Source organism: Pseudomonas sp. GW823-FHT03E05, from assembly GCF_058796855.1.
The window spans coordinates 386,046-405,533 of record NZ_JBXAJB010000005.1 but is presented as its reverse complement, the minus strand read 5'-3'; the positions used below and the strand labels follow the sequence as shown (position 1 = coordinate 405,533).

At 64.2% G+C, this 19,488-nt stretch carries 15 protein-coding genes and 1 pseudogene; 13 read left to right on the top strand and 3 right to left on the bottom strand.

Annotated elements, in window-relative coordinates:
* The first annotated feature begins 199 nt into the window (after positions 1-199).
* From AC1RCO_RS22200 to AC1RCO_RS22185, 4 genes are all read left to right on the top strand, one after another.
* Complete coding sequence (locus AC1RCO_RS22200) at positions 200-3,832, top strand: DUF2339 domain-containing protein (protein ID WP_492618044.1); 3,633 nt, start codon at positions 200-202, stop codon at positions 3,830-3,832.
* Positions 3,829-5,202 (top strand): DUF3999 domain-containing protein, encoded by a 1,374-nt coding sequence (locus AC1RCO_RS22195; protein ID WP_072452097.1) that lies wholly within the window; start codon positions 3,829-3,831, stop codon positions 5,200-5,202. The genes AC1RCO_RS22200 and AC1RCO_RS22195 overlap by 4 nt, the downstream gene beginning before the upstream one ends.
* A gap of 186 nt (positions 5,203-5,388) precedes the next feature.
* Positions 5,389-6,399, top strand: a complete 1,011-nt coding sequence (locus AC1RCO_RS22190) for a class 1 fructose-bisphosphatase (RefSeq protein ID WP_011058768.1) — start codon at positions 5,389-5,391, stop codon at positions 6,397-6,399.
* Between the two features lie 3 nt (positions 6,400-6,402).
* Positions 6,403-7,005, top strand: coding sequence for a DUF924 family protein (locus AC1RCO_RS22185; RefSeq protein WP_011058769.1), 603 nt, complete (start codon positions 6,403-6,405; stop codon positions 7,003-7,005).
* Between the two features lie 36 nt (positions 7,006-7,041).
* Here the strand turns inward: AC1RCO_RS22185 and AC1RCO_RS22180 are convergent, their stop codons facing one another.
* Both AC1RCO_RS22180 and AC1RCO_RS22175 read right to left on the bottom strand, forming a co-directional pair.
* Positions 7,042-7,806 (bottom strand): methyl-accepting chemotaxis protein, encoded by a 765-nt coding sequence (locus AC1RCO_RS22180; protein ID WP_370059460.1) that lies wholly within the window; start codon positions 7,804-7,806, stop codon positions 7,042-7,044.
* Positions 7,807-7,899: 93 nt separating this feature from the next.
* A pseudogene (locus AC1RCO_RS22175) lies at positions 7,900-8,922 on the bottom strand (HAMP domain-containing protein); the annotation flags it as partial.
* 294 nt (positions 8,923-9,216) lie between these two features.
* On the opposite strand from AC1RCO_RS22175, the gene AC1RCO_RS22170 reads away from it, so the two are divergent.
* Together AC1RCO_RS22170 and AC1RCO_RS22165 are read left to right on the top strand one after the other, a co-directional pair.
* Complete coding sequence (locus AC1RCO_RS22170) at positions 9,217-9,471, top strand: hypothetical protein (protein WP_011058771.1); 255 nt, start codon at positions 9,217-9,219, stop codon at positions 9,469-9,471.
* Positions 9,472-9,507: 36 nt separating this feature from the next.
* Positions 9,508-10,077 (top strand): lipocalin family protein, encoded by a 570-nt coding sequence (locus AC1RCO_RS22165; protein ID WP_011058772.1) that lies wholly within the window; start codon positions 9,508-9,510, stop codon positions 10,075-10,077.
* Between the two features lie 81 nt (positions 10,078-10,158).
* Here the strand turns inward: AC1RCO_RS22165 and AC1RCO_RS22160 are convergent, their stop codons facing one another.
* The gene (locus AC1RCO_RS22160) at positions 10,159-11,523 is read right to left on the bottom strand and encodes a formimidoylglutamate deiminase (protein ID WP_011058773.1); all 1,365 of its coding nucleotides are present in this window, start codon (positions 11,521-11,523) and stop codon (positions 10,159-10,161) included.
* 107 nt (positions 11,524-11,630) lie between these two features.
* Here AC1RCO_RS22160 and hutC point away from each other — a divergent pair, with 107 nt between their 5' ends.
* The 7 genes from hutC (at position 11,631) to AC1RCO_RS22125 (ending at position 19,426) form a co-directional block, all read left to right on the top strand.
* Positions 11,631-12,380, top strand: a complete 750-nt coding sequence (gene hutC / locus AC1RCO_RS22155) for a histidine utilization transcriptional repressor HutC (protein WP_011058774.1) — start codon at positions 11,631-11,633, stop codon at positions 12,378-12,380.
* Entirely contained in the window at positions 12,377-12,949 is a 573-nt protein-coding gene (locus AC1RCO_RS22150; RefSeq protein WP_011058775.1) for a HutD/Ves family protein, read from the top strand. The genes hutC and AC1RCO_RS22150 overlap by 4 nt, the downstream gene beginning before the upstream one ends.
* A gap of 404 nt (positions 12,950-13,353) precedes the next feature.
* The gene (gene hutU, locus AC1RCO_RS22145; protein ID WP_011058776.1) at positions 13,354-15,036 is read left to right on the top strand and encodes a urocanate hydratase; all 1,683 of its coding nucleotides are present in this window, start codon (positions 13,354-13,356) and stop codon (positions 15,034-15,036) included.
* A gap of 129 nt (positions 15,037-15,165) precedes the next feature.
* Complete coding sequence (locus AC1RCO_RS22140; protein ID WP_015633845.1) at positions 15,166-16,635, top strand: purine-cytosine permease family protein; 1,470 nt, start codon at positions 15,166-15,168, stop codon at positions 16,633-16,635.
* 75 nt (positions 16,636-16,710) lie between these two features.
* A complete protein-coding gene (locus tag AC1RCO_RS22135; protein ID WP_011058778.1) occupies positions 16,711-17,676 on the top strand; it encodes an ABC transporter substrate-binding protein in 966 nt (321 codons plus the stop codon).
* Between the two features lie 71 nt (positions 17,677-17,747).
* Complete coding sequence (locus tag AC1RCO_RS22130) at positions 17,748-18,599, top strand: ABC transporter permease (RefSeq protein ID WP_011058779.1); 852 nt, start codon at positions 17,748-17,750, stop codon at positions 18,597-18,599.
* Positions 18,596-19,426, top strand: coding sequence for a quaternary amine ABC transporter ATP-binding protein (locus AC1RCO_RS22125; RefSeq protein ID WP_072443857.1), 831 nt, complete (start codon positions 18,596-18,598; stop codon positions 19,424-19,426). Before AC1RCO_RS22130 ends, AC1RCO_RS22125 begins: the two co-directional genes overlap by 4 nt.
* Positions 19,427-19,488 lie beyond the last annotated feature (62 nt).

The window sequence follows — 19,488 nt, the reverse complement described above, 5'->3', positions numbered from 1 at the left end:
TGAGAAAATTCTAGAAGTGTGTACAAGGCCCAGCGTTTGTTGGGCCTTGCCGATATACTGGGCAGCGTTTTGCCTCCCCGGCGGTGTCTTTTGTCTGGTGTCCGGCTTCCAAGCGGGGAGGGGCCTTTACCGGTTTGCCGGCGCGGGCACCCATACGGTTGCACCCGTCCGTCAATGGACTGCTTAGGGATATCGACACATGCAATGGATATTCATGCTGCTGGGAGGGGGACTGGGCTGGTTCCTTGACGAGTCCTTCAGCGACGCCCTGATTGGCGCGGTCTCGGGCTTGGCCATCGGCCTGGCGATTCGTTCCGACGCCTTGCATCGACAAGTTGTCGACCAGCATCGTGAGCTGGAGAAGGCAAAGAAGGCCCTCGCTACCCTGGGCCAGCGCCTTGCCCTGCTGGAAAGCACCGGCGGCCCCGCTGCCGAGCCCGCCTCAGAACCCCAGGCCAGCGCCCCGCTGGCCGAGGCAGGCAGCGGCATGAGCGCCGCGCCGGAACTTGCAGACCTTCCCGAATTCATTCTTGAGGAAGTCCAGCCCGTGGAGCCGGCGCCGGCTGCCCCCGAGCTGGTCTGGGAGTTGCCCGCGGCAGCGAGCCCTGCCGCCTCCGTGGAGGCCAGCCAGCCGGTGCCGGAGTCGGTATGGCAACCCCAGCCCCAGGCGCCGGCCCGTGAGTCCGTAGCTGCGCCTCGGGAACCCAACCTGATCGAGCGTGCCCTGAGCGGCGCGCGCACCTGGCTGTTTGGCGGCAACACCGTGCTGCGGGTCGGCGTGGTGCTGTTGTTCCTTGGCCTGGCTTTCCTTCTGCGCTACGCCACCGAAGGCATGGTGGTGCCGCTGGAGCTGCGCTACGCCGGGGTTGCGGCCTGTTCCCTGGGCCTGCTGGGCCTGGGCTGGTGGTTGCGGCGGCGCAACAGCAGCTACGCCCTGATGCTCCAGGGCACCGGTATCGCCGTGCTGTACCTGACGGTGTTCGCGGCGATGCGCCTGCATCCGTTGCTCGACCCTTCCGCGGCCCTTGGCCTGTTGGTGGCGGTCACCGTGTTTTCGGCGATCCTGGCCATTACCCAGGACGCCCTCAGTCTGGCGGCCGCTGCAGCCCTGGGCGGCTTTGCCGCACCGATCCTGACGTCCACCGGCGCCGGCAGCCATGTGGCACTGTTCAGTTACTTCGCCCTGCTCAATGCCGGCATCCTGGCCATTGCCTGGTTCAAGGCCTGGCGCCTGCTGAACCTGATCGGCTTTGTCGGCACCTTCGGTATCGGCTTTGCCTGGGGCCTGCGCTCCTACACGCCGGAGCTGCTGTGGAGCACCGAGCCCTTCCTGATCCTGTTCTTTGTCATGTACCTGGCCATCGGCCTGCTGTTCACCCGGCGCAAGCTGCTGGAAATGCCCGACGCACCGGCGGATGACAGCCGCCAGGCGCTGCTGCACTGGTCTGCGCGCAAGGGTGACTACGTCGACGGCAGCATGCTCTTCGGCCCGCCCCTGGTGGGCTTCGGCCTGCAACTGGCGCTGGTCCAGCACCTGGAGTTCGCCGCTTCCTTCAGTGCCCTGGCCCTGGGCCTGACCTACATGGTCCTGGCCCGGCTACTGATGGGCGGCCGCGCCCTGTTGCTGGGTGAAACCTGCCTGGCCCTGGGCGTGATCTTCGCCAGCCTGGCGATCCCTCTAGGCCTGGATGCGCGCTGGACCTGCGCTGCCTGGGCCGTGGAAGGGGCGGGAATCTTCTGGCTCGGCCTGCGCCAGCAACGGCCGCTGGCCCGGGCGTTCGCCCTGCTGCTGCAACTGGGGTCGGCCCTGGCCTTCCTCAGTAAGCTGCAGCCTGGCGCTACCAGCCTGCTGGATGGCGCGCCGCTGGGGGCGTTGCTGCTGGGCGTCGCGCTGCTGTTCAGCTTCGACCAGTTGCGGCGGGCGCGGAAGACCCAGGTAGCGAGCTGGGAGCAGGGCATTGCGCCGATCCTGGCGGTGGCCGGGCTGGCTTTCCTGTACCTGCTGGCGCCGTTGTTCCTGTTCACCCAGGGCACCGCCATCAGCTGGGCGGTGGCCGGGTTGGCGACGCTGTTTGTCGGCCTGCGCCTGCAATCGCGGACGTTCCTGTTCACCGCCTTCGCCGTGCAGCTGTTGGGCGGTGCGCTGTTCCTGATGCGCCTGCAAGGTGCGGACGGCGATGCCGGTGCGGTGTTCAACGCCGGCTGGAGCGGGCTGATGAGCGCTTCGCTGATTGGCCTGGCGCTGATCGGCGGCATGCTCCTGGCAGCCCGCAATGACATGGTGCACAGTGATCCGCGGCTGCTGCGGGGCTTGTCCCTGGTACTGCTGGCCGGCCTGATGATGATCAACCTGGCGGTGCTGTTCGTCCTGCCCTGGAGCACGGCCAGTGGCGTCTGGGCCGCCAGTGGCCTGCTGATCATCTGGCTCAGCCTGTATCTGCAGCAGCGGGCCAGCTTTGTCTTCGGCCTGGTGCTCCAGGTGATTGGCGGCAGCACTTTCCTGCTGGCCGGTTCGGGTTGGTATTTCGTGGCGACGGACGCTGCGCGGCCTCTGGCCAATGGCGATTTCTGGACGCCGATGGTCCTGGCCCTGGCGGCCCTGGTGGGCGCCTGGCGCCTGCAGCGGGGCAACCATGGTTCGGCCTTCGATACCTTGAGCCTGGGCCATCTGTCCGATCTGTTGCTGGCCTGGGGCGCCTGCTGGTGGGCCTTTACCTGGCTCAAGGAAGTGCTGCGCTTCGCCCCGGCCCATTGGCAGGCCAGCCTGCTGTTGCTGATCAGCGCGGCTAGCGTGTTGCTCTGGGCGCTGCTGGCGGTACGTTTGAAATGGTCGTCCCTGGGCCTGTTGTGCAGCCTGTTGATACCAGCCGCGGGTCTGGTGCTCCTGGCTTCCTGGGCTCCGCGCTATCACCCGGCGGCGGATTTCGGCTGGCTGGCCTGGACCCTGTTGTTCGCCGTGCACTTCTTCAGCCAGCGGCGCCTGGTGTCGCAGCTGCCGGCACGGGTGGCGAGCATCGCCCATGTGCTGGGCTGCTGGTTGCTGATCGGCGTGCTGGCGCTGGAGCTGCGTTATGGCCTGCTGCTGTTGTCCGAGCAGTACAACGCCTGGCGCTGGCTGGGCTGGGCGATCCTGCCGAGCCTGTACCTGGTGGCGATGGCCGCGCCGCGCGCCTGGCCGTGGCCGGTTTCTGCCCACTCCCGCGAGTACCGCCTGTATGCCGCGCTGCCCCTGGCGGTGCTGATGCTCGGCTGGTTCTGGCTGGCGAATATCTTCAGCGATGGCCGGGCCGAACCACTGCCTTACCTGCCGCTGCTCAACCCGCTGGAACTGGGGCTGCTGTTCGCGCTGTTCGGCGTCTATGTCTGGTCGCGCAGCGCGGTGCGGGAACTGGCGATCCGTGCCGACTACGCCGAGCGTGCCACGCAACTGGTGGCGGGGCTGTCGCTGTTCGCCTTCTTCACCGTGCTGGTGATGCGGGCGGCCCACCATTGGAGCGGCGTGCCGTTCCAGGCGGATGCGTTGCTGGAATCGATGATGGTCCAGGCCGGGCTGTCCATCGTCTGGACCCTGATTGCCCTGAGCCTGATGATCGGCGGCCACCTGCGTCATCGCCGTGAAGTCTGGCTGATCGGCGCAGTGCTGATTGCCGTGGTGGTGGCCAAGCTGTTCCTGGTGGAGTTGAGCAACCGTGGCGGGCTGGCGCGGATCGTCTCGTTCATCGGGGTGGGAGTATTGCTGCTGGTGGTGGGCTATTTCGCCCCATTGCCGCCCAAGCGCGCCGAGGCGCAAGCCGAGCCCGGCAAACCGTTGAATGAAGGAGTGTCATCGTGAGTGCGAAGCTGAGCCTGGGCTGGTTGGGGGCTGTGGGCCTGTGTGTGGCGTTGTCCGCCGTGGCCCAGGACAAACCGGGGGACTTCAAGTCCCTGGCACCCCTGAGCCTGAGCGGCGAGGGGCCCTGGTATCGCCTGGAACTGCCGTTGGCGGTGCAACTGCACGCCAGCCAGACCGACCTGCGGGATATCCGTGTGTTCAACGCTGCCGGTGAGCCCCAGGCCTATGCCCTGGCGCGCCAGCAGGCGCAGACCACCGAGCAGCACACGCTCAGCGATGTGAAGTGGTTCCCGTTGTACAGCTCGGCAGATGCCGCCGACAGCACCCCCAGCGTGCGGGTGCAATCCACCACCAATGGCACGCTGGTGGAGGTTCAGCCCTCCACTCAACTGGAGGCCGGCGAGGAGGTCCTGCGTGGCTGGTTGCTGGATGCCAGCGCAATCAAGGCACCGTTGCAGCAACTGGTGCTGGACTGGACCAGCGAACGCGACGGCTTCCAGCGGTTCAGCATCGAAGCCAGCGACGACCTGCAGCACTGGCAGCCCTGGGGCGAAGGCCAGGTGGCGCGCCTGTCGTTCGCCGACGAACGGGTCGAACAGCATGAAGTGGCCTTGCCCGGGCAGACGGCGCGCTACCTGCGCCTCTTGTGGAACACCCCGCAAACGGCGCCGGTGCTGACTTCGGCGCAATTGCAAAGCAGTACCACCAGCAGCCTGCCATCGCCGCTGGTGTGGTCGCAGCCCCTGAAGGGCAGCAGTGCCAAGGCCGGCGAGTACACCTGGCAGTTGCCCATGGGTTTGAACCTGGAGCGAGTGCGCATTGCCCTGACCCAGGCCAACAGCCTGGCTCCGGCCACGCTTTATGGGCGCCGAGAAAGCAGCCTGCCGTGGCAGCCCCTGGGCAATGGCCTGCTGTACCGCCTGACCCAGAATGGCCAGGACGTGCAGCAGAACGAACTGCAACTGCCGGGGCAGACCGTGCAGCAACTCAGGCTGGTGGTGGATGAGCGTGGTGGCGGCCTGGGCGCCGAGGCCCCGAGCCTGGAGTTCGCCGTGCGTGGCACCCAACTGGTGTTCCTGGCTCGGGGAGCCGGCCCTTACACCCTGGCCCTGGGCAACCCCACCGCGAGCGCGGCCAACCTGCCGCTGGCGACCCTGATCCCCGACTACAGTGCGCAACGCCTCAAGCAGTTGGGCCAGGCCAAGGTCGAGGGCGCGGCGCAACTGGCCTCGGCCACTGTCGCTCCTGCCGCTGCCGTGGCGGCAGGCGGGCCGGACTGGAAGAAGATCGGCCTGTGGGCCGTATTGCTTCTCGGGGTGCTGGCCCTGGCCGGCATGGCCTTCAGCATGTTGCGCAAACCCGCGGCCTGAGGCGGGCAGGTGTGGCGAGGGACCAAGCTCCCTCGCCACCAAGGTCCATCGTGCCCGGGGTTTTTGACTACGCTGAAACCGGCGCCTGAACTCTAACTGGCGGTTCCCTGTCTGAGAGGAGGAAATGCGCCTCGACTCGCGTTAAACTGCGCGGGTTTTTAGCCCCCCATTCCTCCGGAGCCTTCCATGTCCCGCGTTACCCTGAGTCGCTATTTGATTGAGCAGACCCGCAGCAACAACACTCCTGCCGATCTGCGCTTCCTGATCGAAGTGGTGGCGCGTGCTTGCAAGGAGATCAGCCACGCCGTTTCCAAGGGCGCCCTGGGCGGTGTCCTGGGCAGCATGGGCACGGAAAACGTGCAGGGCGAAGTGCAGAAGAAGCTCGACGTGATCTCCAACGAGATCCTGCTTGAAGCCAACGAATGGGGCGGCCACCTGGCCGGCATGGCGTCCGAGGAAATGGACAATGCCTACCAGATCCCGGGCAAGTACCCCAAAGGCGCCTACCTGCTGGTATTCGACCCGCTGGACGGCTCCTCGAACATCGATATCAACGCACCGGTCGGCACCATTTTCTCGGTACTGCGCTGCCCCAACGAGTACCTGAGCCAGAACGAAGCCCTGAATGAAAAGGCCTTCCTGCAGCCGGGCACCCAGCAGGTCGCCGCCGGTTACGCCATCTACGGCCCGCAGACCATGCTGGTGCTGACCCTGGGCGACGGCGTCAAAGGCTTCACCCTGGACCGCGAAATGGGCAGCTTCGTCCTGACCCACGAAGACATCAAGATTCCGGAATCCACCCAGGAATTCGCCATCAACATGTCCAACGAGCGTCACTGGGAAGCCCCGGTCAAGCGCTACGTGGAAGAACTGCTGGCGGGCGACACCGGCCCGCTGAAAAAGAACTACAACATGCGCTGGGTCGCGGCGATGGTGGCTGACGTGCACCGTATCCTGACCCGGGGCGGTCTGTTCATGTACCCACGGGACAGCCGCGAGCCGGAAAAACCGGGCAAGTTGCGCCTGATGTACGAAGCCAATCCGATGTCGTTCCTGGTGGAACAGGCCGGCGGCGCGTCCACCGATGGTCACAAGCGCATTCTCGACATTCAGCCTGAAGGCCTGCACCAGCGTGTGGCGGTGTTCCTCGGCTCGAAGGAAGAAGTGGCCCGCGTGACCGGCTACCACAAGGAATAAATCATGAGCGCGCCCTGGCAGCCTCTGCTTGATTGGTGGTTCGGTTCAGCCGAAAAGCCGGCGGAGATTGTCGCTGCCAAGGGCCGGTTGTGGTTCGGCAAGCGCGACAGCCAGGACCTTGAAGCGCGTCAGCGTTTCGCCGGCCTGGTGGAGCAGGCCCTGGCTGGCGGTTTGACCGAATGGGCGCAAAGCCCCCAAGGTTGGCTGGCCATGGTGCTGTTGCTCGACCAACTGCCACGGATGATCTATCGCGACACTCCCAAGGCATTTGCCGGCGACCTGCGTGCCCAGGCACTGGTGGCCCAGGGTATCGCCGCGGATTTTGACCGGCGCCTGCCGGCCATGCAGCGCTGCTTCATCTACCTGGTGTTCGAGCACTGCGAAAACCTGGCAGTGCAGAATGAGAGCGTTTCACGCTTTACCGCCCTGCACGATGAACAGCCAGCGGACGAGCGTGCAGTGTTTGCCGACAACCTGGACTACGCCGAACGGCACCAGAAAGTCATTGCCCGCTTTGGGCGCTTCCCCCATCGCAATGCCATCCTGGGCCGCGAATCCACGGCCGAGGAACTGGCTTTCCTGCGCGAGCCCGGTTCGCGTTTTTAAGAGCGCTTTCGCCGGCAAGCCGGCGAAGCCGTTCCTTTAAATACGGAAACTGCCCACCAGATGCTGCAGGCGCTTGGCCTGCTGCTCCAGGTCGGCGCAGGCGCGCAAGGTGGCCTGGAGGTTTTCCACGCCTTCCTGGTTGAGGGTGTTGATCTCGGTGATGTCGACGTTGATCGACTCCACCACGGCGGTCTGCTCCTCGGTGGCGGTGGCCACCGACTGGTTCATGCCGTCGATCTCGCCGATGCGCTGGGTCACGCTGCCCAGGCGCTCGCCGGCCTGGTTGGCAATGCCCACGCTGTTCTCGCTCTCGCGCTGGCTTTCGGTCATGGTGCCCACCGCTTCACGGGCGCCTACCTGCAGTTCCTCGATCATCTTCTGCACTTGCTGCGCCGAATCCTGGGTGCGGTGGGCGAGGTTGCGCACCTCGTCCGCTACCACTGCGAAGCCGCGCCCGGCTTCACCGGCGCGGGCGGCTTCGATGGCGGCGTTGAGGGCCAGCAGGTTGGTCTGCTGGGAGATGCTGGTGATCACTTCCAGAATCTGCCCGATGTTCACCGTGCTGCTGTTGAGGGTTTCGATGTTGTCGCAGGAGCTGCTGATCTTGGCCGACAGCTGGTGCATCGCGGCGATGGTCTTGTCCACTACCTGCTGGCCGTCTTCCGCCAGGCTGCGGGCGTCGCTGGAGTGCTGCGAGGCCAGGGCTGCGTTCTGGGCGATTTCCTGGGCGGCGGCGCCCAGCTGGTTGATGGCTGCGGCCACGCTGCTGGTGCGCGAGGCCTGCTGGTCGGAGTTGAACATCGACGAATTGGAGGCAGCCACGACCCGCAGGGCCACTTCGTTGACCTGGCCGGTGGCCGAGGACACTTCGCGGATCGAGCTGTGGATGCGTTCGACGAAACGGTTGAACGACACTCCCAGGGTGCCGAATTCGTCGTGGCCGTGGATCACCAGGCGTTTGGTCAGGTCGCCTTCACCTTCGGCGATATCGTGCATGGCCCGGCCCATCAGGTGCAGGGGCTGCATCAGCATGCGGATCAGCATGCCCAGCAGGCTGATGATGATCACCACGGCAATGGCCATGGCGATGATGGCCGAGGTGCGGAACTCGCTGAGCATGGCGAAGGCGGTGTCCTGGTCCAGGACCAGGGCCACGTACCAGTCGGCCGAGGGCACGCCATTGACGTGGGTGAAGGAAATGAACTGGGTCTTGCCGCCCTGCTGCACTTCTTTCAGGCCCGGGCTGACGTTCGGCGCTGCGTTGGGGTAGGCCTCGCTCAGGTTCTTGAGCACCAGCTTGCTGTCAGGGTGGATGAGGATCTTGCCCTCGGCACTGACGATGAAGGCATGGCCGTGGCCGCCGAAGTTCAGTGAGTTGATGATGGCGCTGACGCTCGACAGGTCGATGTCGGCACCGGCCACGCCGATCATCTGGTTCTGGTGCTGTACCGGGGTGGCGACGGTGATCACCAGCTTGCCCGACGAGGCGGCGATGTAGGGTTCGGTGACGATGGTCCGCTGGGCGCCGGTGGCTGCCTTGTACCAGCCGCGGGCACGGGGGTCGTAATCGGCGGCGCGGTTGCCGGCCGGTACCGAGAACATCACGCCGTCCTGGCCCCCGAAGTAGCTGAGCTGGAAGTTGCCGGTGTAGGCGGGCAGGCCGACGCTGCGTTTCAGGCTATCGGCGCCGCTGCCGTCCACGGCGATCTGCTGGGCCAGGGATTGCAGGAGCTGGATGCGGCTCTCCAGCCAGGTCTGGATGTTGCTGGTGGTCAGGCTGCCCAGTTCCTGCATCGAGGCTTCGGTGCTGCTGCGCAGGGCCTCTCGCTGTCGATAGTCGTTGAACAGAATAAAACAGGCGAACGCAACGGCAACCACAAGGGCGGCGGCGAGCAGGATCTTGTGGCTGAACTTCATATTTCTGGTCATTAAATGAACTACCGCGAGGGGCTGGTCAACGAGGGGCGTCAATTTGCCACAGTGGAGGGCTTTGCGCTGCATCTTATGTCGACTGGCCACCACTGAAAATGAGGGGCAGATACACAAAGCCGACGAACTGTCAGGTGCGGCAAAAAGGTCCTTGATTTACGAGGCAATTGCCCGGTTTGCCAGGCAAGAAATACCCGTCTCCCCGGGGAACCAGAAGGGGGTTTTCTCTTCTAAGCTTCTGGTTGGCTGACAGGCCTTCCCCCTTTTGTTCAGGAGTTCACCATGTCCCTGCGTTCTCTCGCTTTGTTGTCGTTCTGCGTGCTGCTGGCCGCGTGCAGCAAGGTCAATCAGGAAAACTATTCCAAGCTGTCGGCGGGTATGCCCAAGGCCGAGGTCGAACAACTCCTGGGCAAGCCGACTGACTGTTCGGGCGCGCTGGGCATGTCCAGCTGCACCTGGGGTGACAAGAACAGCTTTATCAGCGTGCAGTACGCCGGTGACAAGGTTCTGATGTTTTCCGGGCAAGGCCTGAAGTAAAAAAAACCGGGGCTTCGGGCCCACGGGAGAAAAATAATGATGCGTTTTGCTGTCACTCTTCTGGTCGGCCTGCTCTTGGCCGGCTGCGCCACGTCCCGGGACGATTCGCTGGCGCCCAAGACCGTCAACCACGTCGATCTCAAGCGTTATCAGGGCACCTGGTACGAGCTGGCGCGGTTGCCCATGTACTTCCAGCGCAACTGTGCGCAATCCGAGGCTCGCTATACCCTGCTGCCGGAGGGCAACGTGGCGGTGCTCAATCGCTGCCTGACGCCGGAATGGAAATGGGAAGAGGCCCGTGGTACGGCCACGCCTCAAGTGCCGGGCAAGACCGACAAGCTGTGGGTGGAGTTCGATAACTGGTTCTCGCGGCTGCTGCCGGGCGCTACCAAGGGCGACTACTGGGTGTTGTACGTCAGCGATGACTACAAGACCGCGATTGTCGGCAACCCGAACCGCCGTTACCTGTGGCTGCTGTCGCGGACCAAGGAGGTCAACGAAACGGTGCGCGAGGAGCTGCTGAGCAAGGCTCGCCAGCAGGGGTATGACACCACGCGGCTGATCTGGCGGGTGTCGGACTCGGCCATGGCCAAGACCTCGAAATAAGCTCATCCGCAGGAGCCGGCTGGCCGGCGAAGGCGCTCGTGAGAATGCTTTCGCCGGCCAGCCGGCTCCTACAGGTCGGGGTTAGTTGAGCAGGTCACGCAGGACCTGGGTGAAGGCCCGGCTGCTGTCTTCTTCGGCGGCGTGACGCCCGTCGCGCACGACCCACTGCCCACCCACCATCACATCGCGCACCTGACGGTCGCCGCCGGCGAACAGCCAGCGGTTGAGAATCCCGTCGCCGTCGGCGGTGGCCAGGTAGGGGTCGTTGCCATCCAGCACCAGCCAGTCGGCGCGGGTACCCACGGCCAGGGCGCCAATGCCTTGTCCCAGGGCCTGGGCACCGCCATCCAGCGCGGCGTCGTACAGGGTCCGGCCGACCATGGGCTGGTCGGCGCGGTACAGGCGGTTGCGGCGCTGGTCCCGCAGGCGCTGGCCGTACTCCAGCCAGCGCAGCTCTTCCACCACGCTCAAGGACACATGGCTGTCGGAGCCGATGCCCAGGCGCCCGCCCTGGGCCAGGAAGTCCACCGCCGGGAAAATACCGTCGCCCAGGTTGGCCTCGGTGGTCAGGCACAGGCCGGCGATGGCCCGGCTTCTGGCCATGAGGCTGACTTCCTCGGGGTTGGCGTGGGTGGCGTGGACCAGGCACCAGCGCTGATCCACCGCGACGTTTTCATACAGCCACTGCAATGGACGCCGGCCGCTCCAGCTCAGGCAGTCGTCGACTTCCTTCTGCTGCTCGGCGATGTGGATATGCACCGGGCAATGGCGATCACTGGCAGCCAGCACTTCGCTGATCTGTTGTGGCGTGACCGCTCGCAACGAGTGAAAGCACAGGCCCAGTTGCTGGTTGGCCTGCTGCGCCAGCAGCGGCTGCAAGTGCTGTTGCAGCTTGAGGTAGTTTTCCGTGCTGTTGATGAAGCGGCGCTGGCCGTCATTCGGTGCCTGGCCACCAAAGCCTGCGTGGCTGTAGAGCACTGGCAGCAGGGTCAGGCCGATACCGCTGCCGGCGGCGGCCTGGCTGATGCGTCGGGACAGTTCGGCGGGGTCGGCGTAGGGCTTGCCGTCGCTGTCGTGATGCACGTAGTGGAATTCAGCTACCGAGGTGTAGCCGGCCTTGAGCATTTCGATATACAGCTGCCGGGCGATGACTTCCAACTGCTCGGGATTGATCTTGCCCACCAGGCGGTACATCAGGTCGCGCCAGGTCCAGAAGCTGTCATTGGGGTTGCCGGCCACTTCCGCCAGCCCGGCCATGGCCCGCTGGAATGCATGGGAGTGCAGGTTGGGCATGCCCGGCAGCAGCGGGCCCTTGAGCCGTTCCGCGCCGTCTGCGCTGGCGTTGGCCTGGATCTGTGTCAGTTGGCCGTTAGCGCTGACTTCAAGGCGTACATGGTTGGCCCAGCCATCAGGCAGCAGTGCACGTTCGGCGAAAAAGGCGGACATGGTTCAAGCACCCTATCGTTTGTTATTTGTATATACATATACAGACGTTTGCCTGCCCGGTAAACTCCGGCAAGCTAGCCACCTTTATCGATCAACAAGGATTTCCTGTGCCGACTCCGCCTGCCAAATCGCCGCTGGCTGCCCACTTGGGCGATAGTCCGGCGCCCTTGTACGCCCGCGTCAAACAGATGATCACCCAGCAGATCGAGAGCGGAAACTGGCCGCCGCACTACCGTGTTCCCTCGGAAAGCGAGCTGGTCAATCAGCTGGGTTTCAGCCGCATGACCATCAACCGCGCGCTGCGCGAGATGACGGCCGAAGGCATGCTGGTGCGGATGCAGGGCGTGGGCACCTTCGTCGCCGAACCCAAGAGCCAGTCCGCCCTGTTCGAAGTGCACAACATTGCCGACGAGATCGCGTCTCGCGGTCATCGCCACACCTGCCAGGTGATCACCCTGGGCGAGGAGGCCGCCGGTTCCGAGCGTGCCCTGGCCCTGGACATGCGTGAAGGGCAGAAGGTCTTCCACTCGCTGATCGTGCATTTCGAGAACGACATCCCGGTGCAGATCGAGGACCGTTTCGTCAACGCCCTGGTGGCGCCGGAGTACCTCAAGCAGGACTTCACCCTGCAGACCCCCTACGCCTATCTGTCCCAGGTCGCGCCCCTGACCGAGGGCGAGCATGTGGTGGAGGCGATTCTCGCCGAAGCCGAAGAATGCCGGCTGCTGCAGATCGAGCGGGGCGAGCCTTGCCTGCTGATTCGCCGTCGCACCTGGTCCGGGCGCCAGCCGGTGACCGCCGCGCGGCTGATCCACCCCGGTTCCCGTCATCGTCTGGAAGGGCGCTTTCACAAATGATCCAGCTCACCCATCTGCGTGCCGCCGACTACCCACGCATGCCCTGGAAAAATGGTGGAGGCAGCACCGAAGAGATTGCCCGGGATACCGGTGACGGCCTGGACGGTTTCGGCTGGCGCCTGTCGATTGCCGATATCGCCGAGTCCGGCGGGTTTTCCAGTTTTGCCGGTTACCAGCGGGTCATCACCGTGCTCCAGGGCGCGGGCATGCAACTGACCATCGATGGCGAGGATGTGCGGCCGCTGTTGCCTCTGGACGCCTTTGCCTTCAGCGGCGCCAGCCAGGTCGATTGCACATTGCTGGAGGGGGCGATCCGCGACTTCAACCTGATCTATTGCCCACAGCGCTACGTCGCCCGTTTGCAGTGGCTCGATGGCCAGCAGCGGTTTTTCACCCAGGCGCACACCTTGTTGTTGTTCAGTGCTGCCGAGCAAGCCTGGGTGGATACCGGTAGCGCACCGGTGCAAGCACTGGGGCGTTATGACTGCCTGCGCCTGGAAGGCAATCGCGGGCTGCTGGAAGTCGCCCTGGACGGGCTGTGCTGCGTGATCGAACTCACCGCCCGCTGATTCATCGCGTCTTGCCGCAGGCCGGGATACGGCCTGCGGATGCTGCAAACCTCCTTTCTTTATTCGTGCTTGGTTGCCCTCGGCTTCGTGCGGGGTCCTGCGTGCCTGCGCCGGCGCGCCTGCTGTTTCTTGCGCGCACTCATTTGTTACCGAACGCCCCAGCTCGGCGCAAAAGCCCATCCTGGTAACAGCCGCGCGCGTGGCAAAAAACCTTCGCTGAAAATTTATCTTTGGTTGAGAGCCCCGTTCTACAAGGCCTGCGATGTGTTCGTCAGGTTTATGAGAATGATCTCAAGGGAGTTGGCCGCTTGATTGCATATGCTTGTATGTACAAGTAAATATGTGTGCGTAAGAGTCGATGGAATCCTCTTCGCACCTTGGACTCATCGCCGAGGAGTTTTTCCGTGACCGACAGCAAGCCAACTAAATACCGTAACGTCGAAATCCGTGCTGCACGCGGCAACAAGCTGACCGCCAAGAGCTGGCTGACCGAAGCGCCGCTGCGCATGCTGATGAACAACCTCGACCCGGAAGTTGCCGAGAACCCCAAGGAGCTGGTGGTGTACGGCGGCATCGGCCGCGCGGCGCGCAACTGGGAGTGCTACGACAAGATCGTCGAGGCCCTGACTCATCTGAACGACGACGAAACCCTGCTGGTGCAGTCCGGCAAGCCGGTGGGCGTGTTCAAGACCCACAGCAATGCCCCGCGGGTACTGATCGCCAACTCCAACCTGGTGCCGCACTGGGCCAGCTGGGAACACTTCAACGAACTGGATGCCAAGGGCCTGGCCATGTACGGCCAGATGACCGCCGGCAGCTGGATCTACATCGGCAGCCAGGGCATCGTCCAGGGCACCTATGAAACCTTCGTCGAAGCCGGCCGCCAGCATTACGATTCCAACCTCAAGGGCCGTTGGGTACTGACTGCCGGTCTGGGCGGCATGGGCGGCGCCCAGCCACTGGCCGCGACCCTGGCCGGGGCCTGCTCGCTGAACATCGAGTGCCAGCAGACCAGCATCGACTTCCGCCTCAAGACCCGCTACGTCGACGAGCAGGCCACTGACCTGGACGACGCCCTGGCGCGGATCAAGAAATACACCGCCGAAGGCCGTGCCATCTCCATTGCCCTGTGCGGCAACGCTGCCGAGATCCTGCCGGAACTGGTACGCCGCGGCGTGCGCCCGGACATGGTCACCGACCAGACCAGCGCCCACGACCCGCTGAACGGCTACCTGCCCAAGGGCTGGACCTGGGAGCAGTACCGTGACCGCGCCCAGACCGAGCCGGCGGCGGTGATCAAGGCGGCCAAGCAGTCCATGGCCGTGCACGTCCAAGCCATGCTGGACTTCCAGAAAATGGGGGTTCCGACCTTCGACTACGGCAACAACATCCGCCAGATGGCCCAGGAAGAGGGCGTGGAAAACGCTTTCGACTTCCCCGGCTTCGTCCCGGCCTATATCCGTCCGCTGTTCTGCCGTGGCATCGGCCCGTTCCGCTGGGCGGCGCTGTCCGGCGACCCGCAGGACATCTACAAGACCGACGCCAAGGTCAAGGAACTGATCCCCGACGACGCCCACCTGCACAACTGGCTGGACATGGCGCGCGAGCGCATCAGCTTCCAGGGCTTGCCGGCACGGATCTGCTGGGTTGGCCTGGGCCTGCGCGCCAAGCTCGGCCTGGCCTTCAACGAAATGGTCCGCAGCGGCGAGCTGTCGGCACCGATCGTCATCGGTCGCGACCACCTGGACTCCGGTTCCGTGGCCAGCCCGAACCGTGAAACCGAATCCATGCAGGACGGTTCCGATGCCGTGTCCGACTGGCCGCTGCTCAATGCCCTGTTGAACACCGCCAGTGGCGCGACCTGGGTTTCCCTGCACCACGGCGGCGGCGTCGGCATGGGCTTCTCCCAGCATTCGGGGATGGTGATCGTCTGCGACGGCACCGATGAAGCTGCCGAGCGTATTGCCCGGGTGCTGCACAACGACCCGGCCACGGGGGTGATGCGTCACGCCGATGCCGGCTACCAGATCGCCATCGATTGCGCCAAGGAACAGGGCCTGAATCTGCCGATGATCACCGGCAAGTAACCACCGCCCTCTGTAGGAGCCAGCTTGCTGGCCAAGCATGCACCGCGGTGCATCAGGCACACCGCCTCGCGAGCCCGCTCGCTCCTACAGGGGAAATCGTCTGCAGTGCCCACTAGAGGTTCGACGTCCATGGCTTTAGCGAATGATCGTGCAAGCAACAAACCGTTGATCGAAAGGCGTTCGATCGACTACATCCCGGAAGCGGAAAGACACGGTCGTCTCTTGAGTCAATTCACCCTGTGGTTGGGCGCCAACCTGCAGATCACCGCCATTGTCACCGGCGCCCTGGCAGTGGTCCTGGGCGGTGATGTGTTCTGGTCGCTGATCGGCTTGCTGGTCGGTCAGTTGCTGGGGGGCGGGGTCATGGCCCTGCATGCCGCCCAGGGCCCGCAACTGGGGCTGCCGCAGATGATCTCCAGCCGCGTGCAGTTCGGCGTGTACGGTGCGGTGATTCCCCTGGTGCTGGTGTGCCTGATGTACGTCGGCTTTTCCGCCAGCGGTTCGCTGCTGGCGGGGCAGGCGGTGGCGCAACTGCTGCACGTCGAAGACTGGGCCGGCATCCTGCTGTTCGCCGGCTCGATCATGGTCTTCACCATTTTCGGCTACCGGGTCATCCACGGCATCGGGCGGATCGCCAGCGTGCTTGGCGTGGTGGCCTTCATCTACCTGTTCTACAAGCTGCTGGCAGGCAACGACATCGCGGCCCTGCTCGGCAACAAGCATTTTTCCCTGGCCAGCTTCCTGCTGGCGGTATCGCTGTCGGCCTCCTGGCAGATCGCCTTCGGCCCTTATGTGGCGGACTACTCGCGTTACCTGCCGCGCAGCACCTCGGCGGCGAAAACCTTCTGGGCCGTAGGCCTGGGTTCGGTGATCGGGGCCCAGGCCGCGATGGTCTTCGGGGTCTTCGCGGCGGCCCTGGCCGGGTCCCAGTTCGCCCACCACGAGGTGTCGTTCATCGTCAGCCTCGGCGGTACCGGTATCGTCGCCGGCCTGCTGTATTTCGCCGTGGCCTTCGGCAAGGTCACGGTGACCACGTTGAATGCCTACGGCAGCTTCATGTCGATCGCCACCATCATCAGCGGCTTTCGCGGCAGCCGGCATATCGGCAGCGGTGTGCGCCTGTTCTACATCTTCATCATGGTCTCGCTTGCCGCCACCCTGGCACTGTTGGGCAAGGATTCGTTCCTCAAGGATTTCTCCGCCTTCATCCTGTTCCTGCTGGCGTTCTTCACGCCCTGGAGTGCGATCAACCTGGTGGATTTCTACTGCATTACCAAGGAGCGCTATGACATCCCCGCGCTGTCCAATCCGGACGGTCGCTACGGCCGCTGGAATGTCATGGGCATCAGTATCTATGTGTTCGGCGTGCTGATTCAGATGCCGTTCATTTCCACCCACTTCTACACCGGCCCCCTGGTGGCGAGCCTCGGAGATACCGACATCTCCTGGATCATCGGCCTGGTGGTGCCCGCGGCGTTGTACTACGCCTGTGCGAAGAAGTGGCATGGCGCGGTGCCCGAGCACCTGATCCTGCCAATAGAGCAGGGCGCGCCCACCGAACAAAAAACGAGTGGGACCACCCGCGCTGCAGCGGTATGAGTCTTGATTGGACGTGGACAGGGCTGGATGCCTCTTAACTGCCGTAAGCCAACTCATGATTAGGAGCGTCACACAATGAAAATGCATAAGACCCTGCTGACCACGTTGCTGTCCATGGGCCTGCTGGCCGCTTCCGGCGCCCAGGCCGCGGGCTGGTGCGAGTCGGGCAAGGCGGTGAAGTTCGCCGGCCTGAACTGGGAAAGCGGCATGTTGCTGACCGACGTGCTGCAACTGGTCCTGGAGAAGGGCTACGGCTGCAAGACCGACAGCCTGCCGGGCAACTCCATCACCATGGAAAACGCTCTGGGCAGCAATGACATCCAGATCTTCGCCGAAGAGTGGGTGGGCCGCAGCGAGGTGTGGAACAAGGCCGAGAAGGCCGGCAAGGTGGTGGGCGTCGGCGCCCCGGTGGTGGGTGCTGTCGAAGGCTGGTACGTCCCGCGCTACGTGATCGAAGGCGACGCCAAGCGCAAGCTCGAAGCCAAGGCCCCGGACCTGAAGAACATTGCCGACCTGGGCAAGTACGCCAGCGTGTTCAAGGACCCGGAAGAACCGAGCAAGGGGCGTTTCTACAACTGCCCGGCGGGCTGGACCTGCGAGCTGGACAACAGCGAGATGCTCAAGAGCTACGGCCTGGAAAGCAGCTACACCAACTTCCGCCCGGGCACCGGCCCGGCCCTGGATGCGGCGGTACTGTCGAGCTACAAGCGCGGCGAGCCGATCCTCTTCTACTACTGGTCGCCGACCCCGCTGATGGGCCAGGTGGACCTGGTCAAGCTCGATGAGAAACCTGGCGTCGACAAGAGCGTGAGCATCAAGGTCGGCTTGTCCAGAGTCTTCCACGACGAGGCCCCGGAGCTGGTGGCGGTACTGGAAAAGGTCAACCTGCCGATCGATCTGCTCAACCAGAATCTGGCGCGCATGAGCCGTGAGCGCATCGAGTCGCCGAAACTGGCGAAACTCTTTCTCAAGGAACATCCTGAAGTCTGGCACCCATGGGTCAGTGAAGAGGCCGCCGGGAAAATCGACGCGGCCCTGTAGCCCGGGCTTTTCCGGCGGCTCCAAGGGCCGTCGGGAACCGGACAGCAACCTCCTTTGAGCGAGAGTTTCCTATGTTTCCAGAAAGCTTCACGTTTTCCATCGCCGATTGGGTCAACGGCTGGGTCGACGCCCTGGTGACCCATTATGGCGATGTGTTCAGGCACATTTCCGACACCCTGCTGTGGGCCATCGTCAACCTCGAAGGCCTGCTGCGCATGGCGCCCTGGTGGCTGATGCTGGCGATTGTCGGCGGTATCGCCTGGCACGCCACCCGCAAGCTGCTGACCACCGCGGTGATCGTCGGCCTGCTGTTCCTGGTGGGCGCGGTGGGGCTGTGGGACAAGCTGATGCAGACCCTGGCGCTGATGCTGGTGGCCACCCTGATCTCGGTGCTGATCGGCATCCCCCTGGGGATCCTCTCGGCCCGCAGCAACCGCCTGCGCTCAGTGCTGATGCCGCTCTTGGACATCATGCAGACCATGCCCAGCTTCGTGTACCTGATCCCGGTGCTGATGCTGTTCGGCCTGGGCAAGGTGCCGGCGATCTTCGCTACGGTGATCTACGCCGCGCCGCCCTTGATCCGCCTCACCGACCTGGGGATCCGCCAGGTGGACGGCGAGGTGATGGAGGCGATCAACGCCTTCGGCGCCAACCGCTGGCAGCAGCTGTTCGGTGTGCAACTGCCCCTGGCCCTGCCGAGCATCATGGCCGGGATCAACCAGACCACGATGATGGCCCTGTCGATGGTGGTGATCGCCTCGATGATCGGTGCCCGTGGCCTGGGCGAGGATGTGTTGGTGGGGATCCAGACCCTCAACGTCGGGCGCGGCCTGGAAGCGGGGCTGGCGATCGTGATTCTGGCGGTGGTGATCGACCGCATTACCCAGGCCTACGGTCGTCCGCGCCATGAGGTGAGCAAATGAGCAGCGCTGCCATCAGCAAGATCGAAGTGAGGAACGTCTTCAAGATTTTCGGCAGTCGCCCTGCCGATGCCCTGGCGATGATCCACCAAGGCAAGGGCAAGGACCAGGTGCTGGCCGAGACCGGCTGTGTGGTCGGGGTCAACGACCTGTCCCTGAGCATCGGCACCGGCGAGATCTTCGTCATCATGGGCCTGTCCGGCTCTGGCAAGTCGACCCTGGTGCGCCACTTCAACCGCCTGATCGACCCCACCAGCGGCGCGATCCTGGTGGACGGCGAGGACATCCTGCAATACGACATGGAGGCCCTGCGCCAGTTTCGCCGGCACAAGATCAGCATGGTGTTCCAGAGCTTCGGCCTGCTGCCCCACCGCAACGTGCAGGACAATGTTGCCTACGGCCTCAAGGTGCGCGGCGAGAGCAAGGCACTGTGTGCCGAGCGTGCCTTGCACTGGATCAACACCGTGGGCCTCAAGGGCTACGAGAACAAGTACCCGCACCAGCTGTCCGGCGGCATGCGCCAGCGGGTCGGCCTGGCCCGGGCCCTGGCGGCGGACACCGACATCATTCTCATGGACGAGGCCTTCAGCGCCCTCGACCCGCTGATCCGCGCAGAAATGCAGGACCAGTTGCTGGAGCTGCAGAAGACGCTGCACAAGACCATCGTCTTCATCACACATGACCTGGACGAGGCCGTGCGCATCGGCAACCGCATCGCGATCCTCAAGGACGGCCGCCTGATCCAGGTGGGCACGCCCAGGGAAATCCTGCATTCACCGGCGGATGAGTACGTCGACCGTTTCGTCCAGCGTCGTGCCGCGACGGTGTAATTCAACAGCCCACAAGCCCCGGGCCCGTAGGAGCTGGCTTGCCAGCGAAGAGGCCCCCGGAT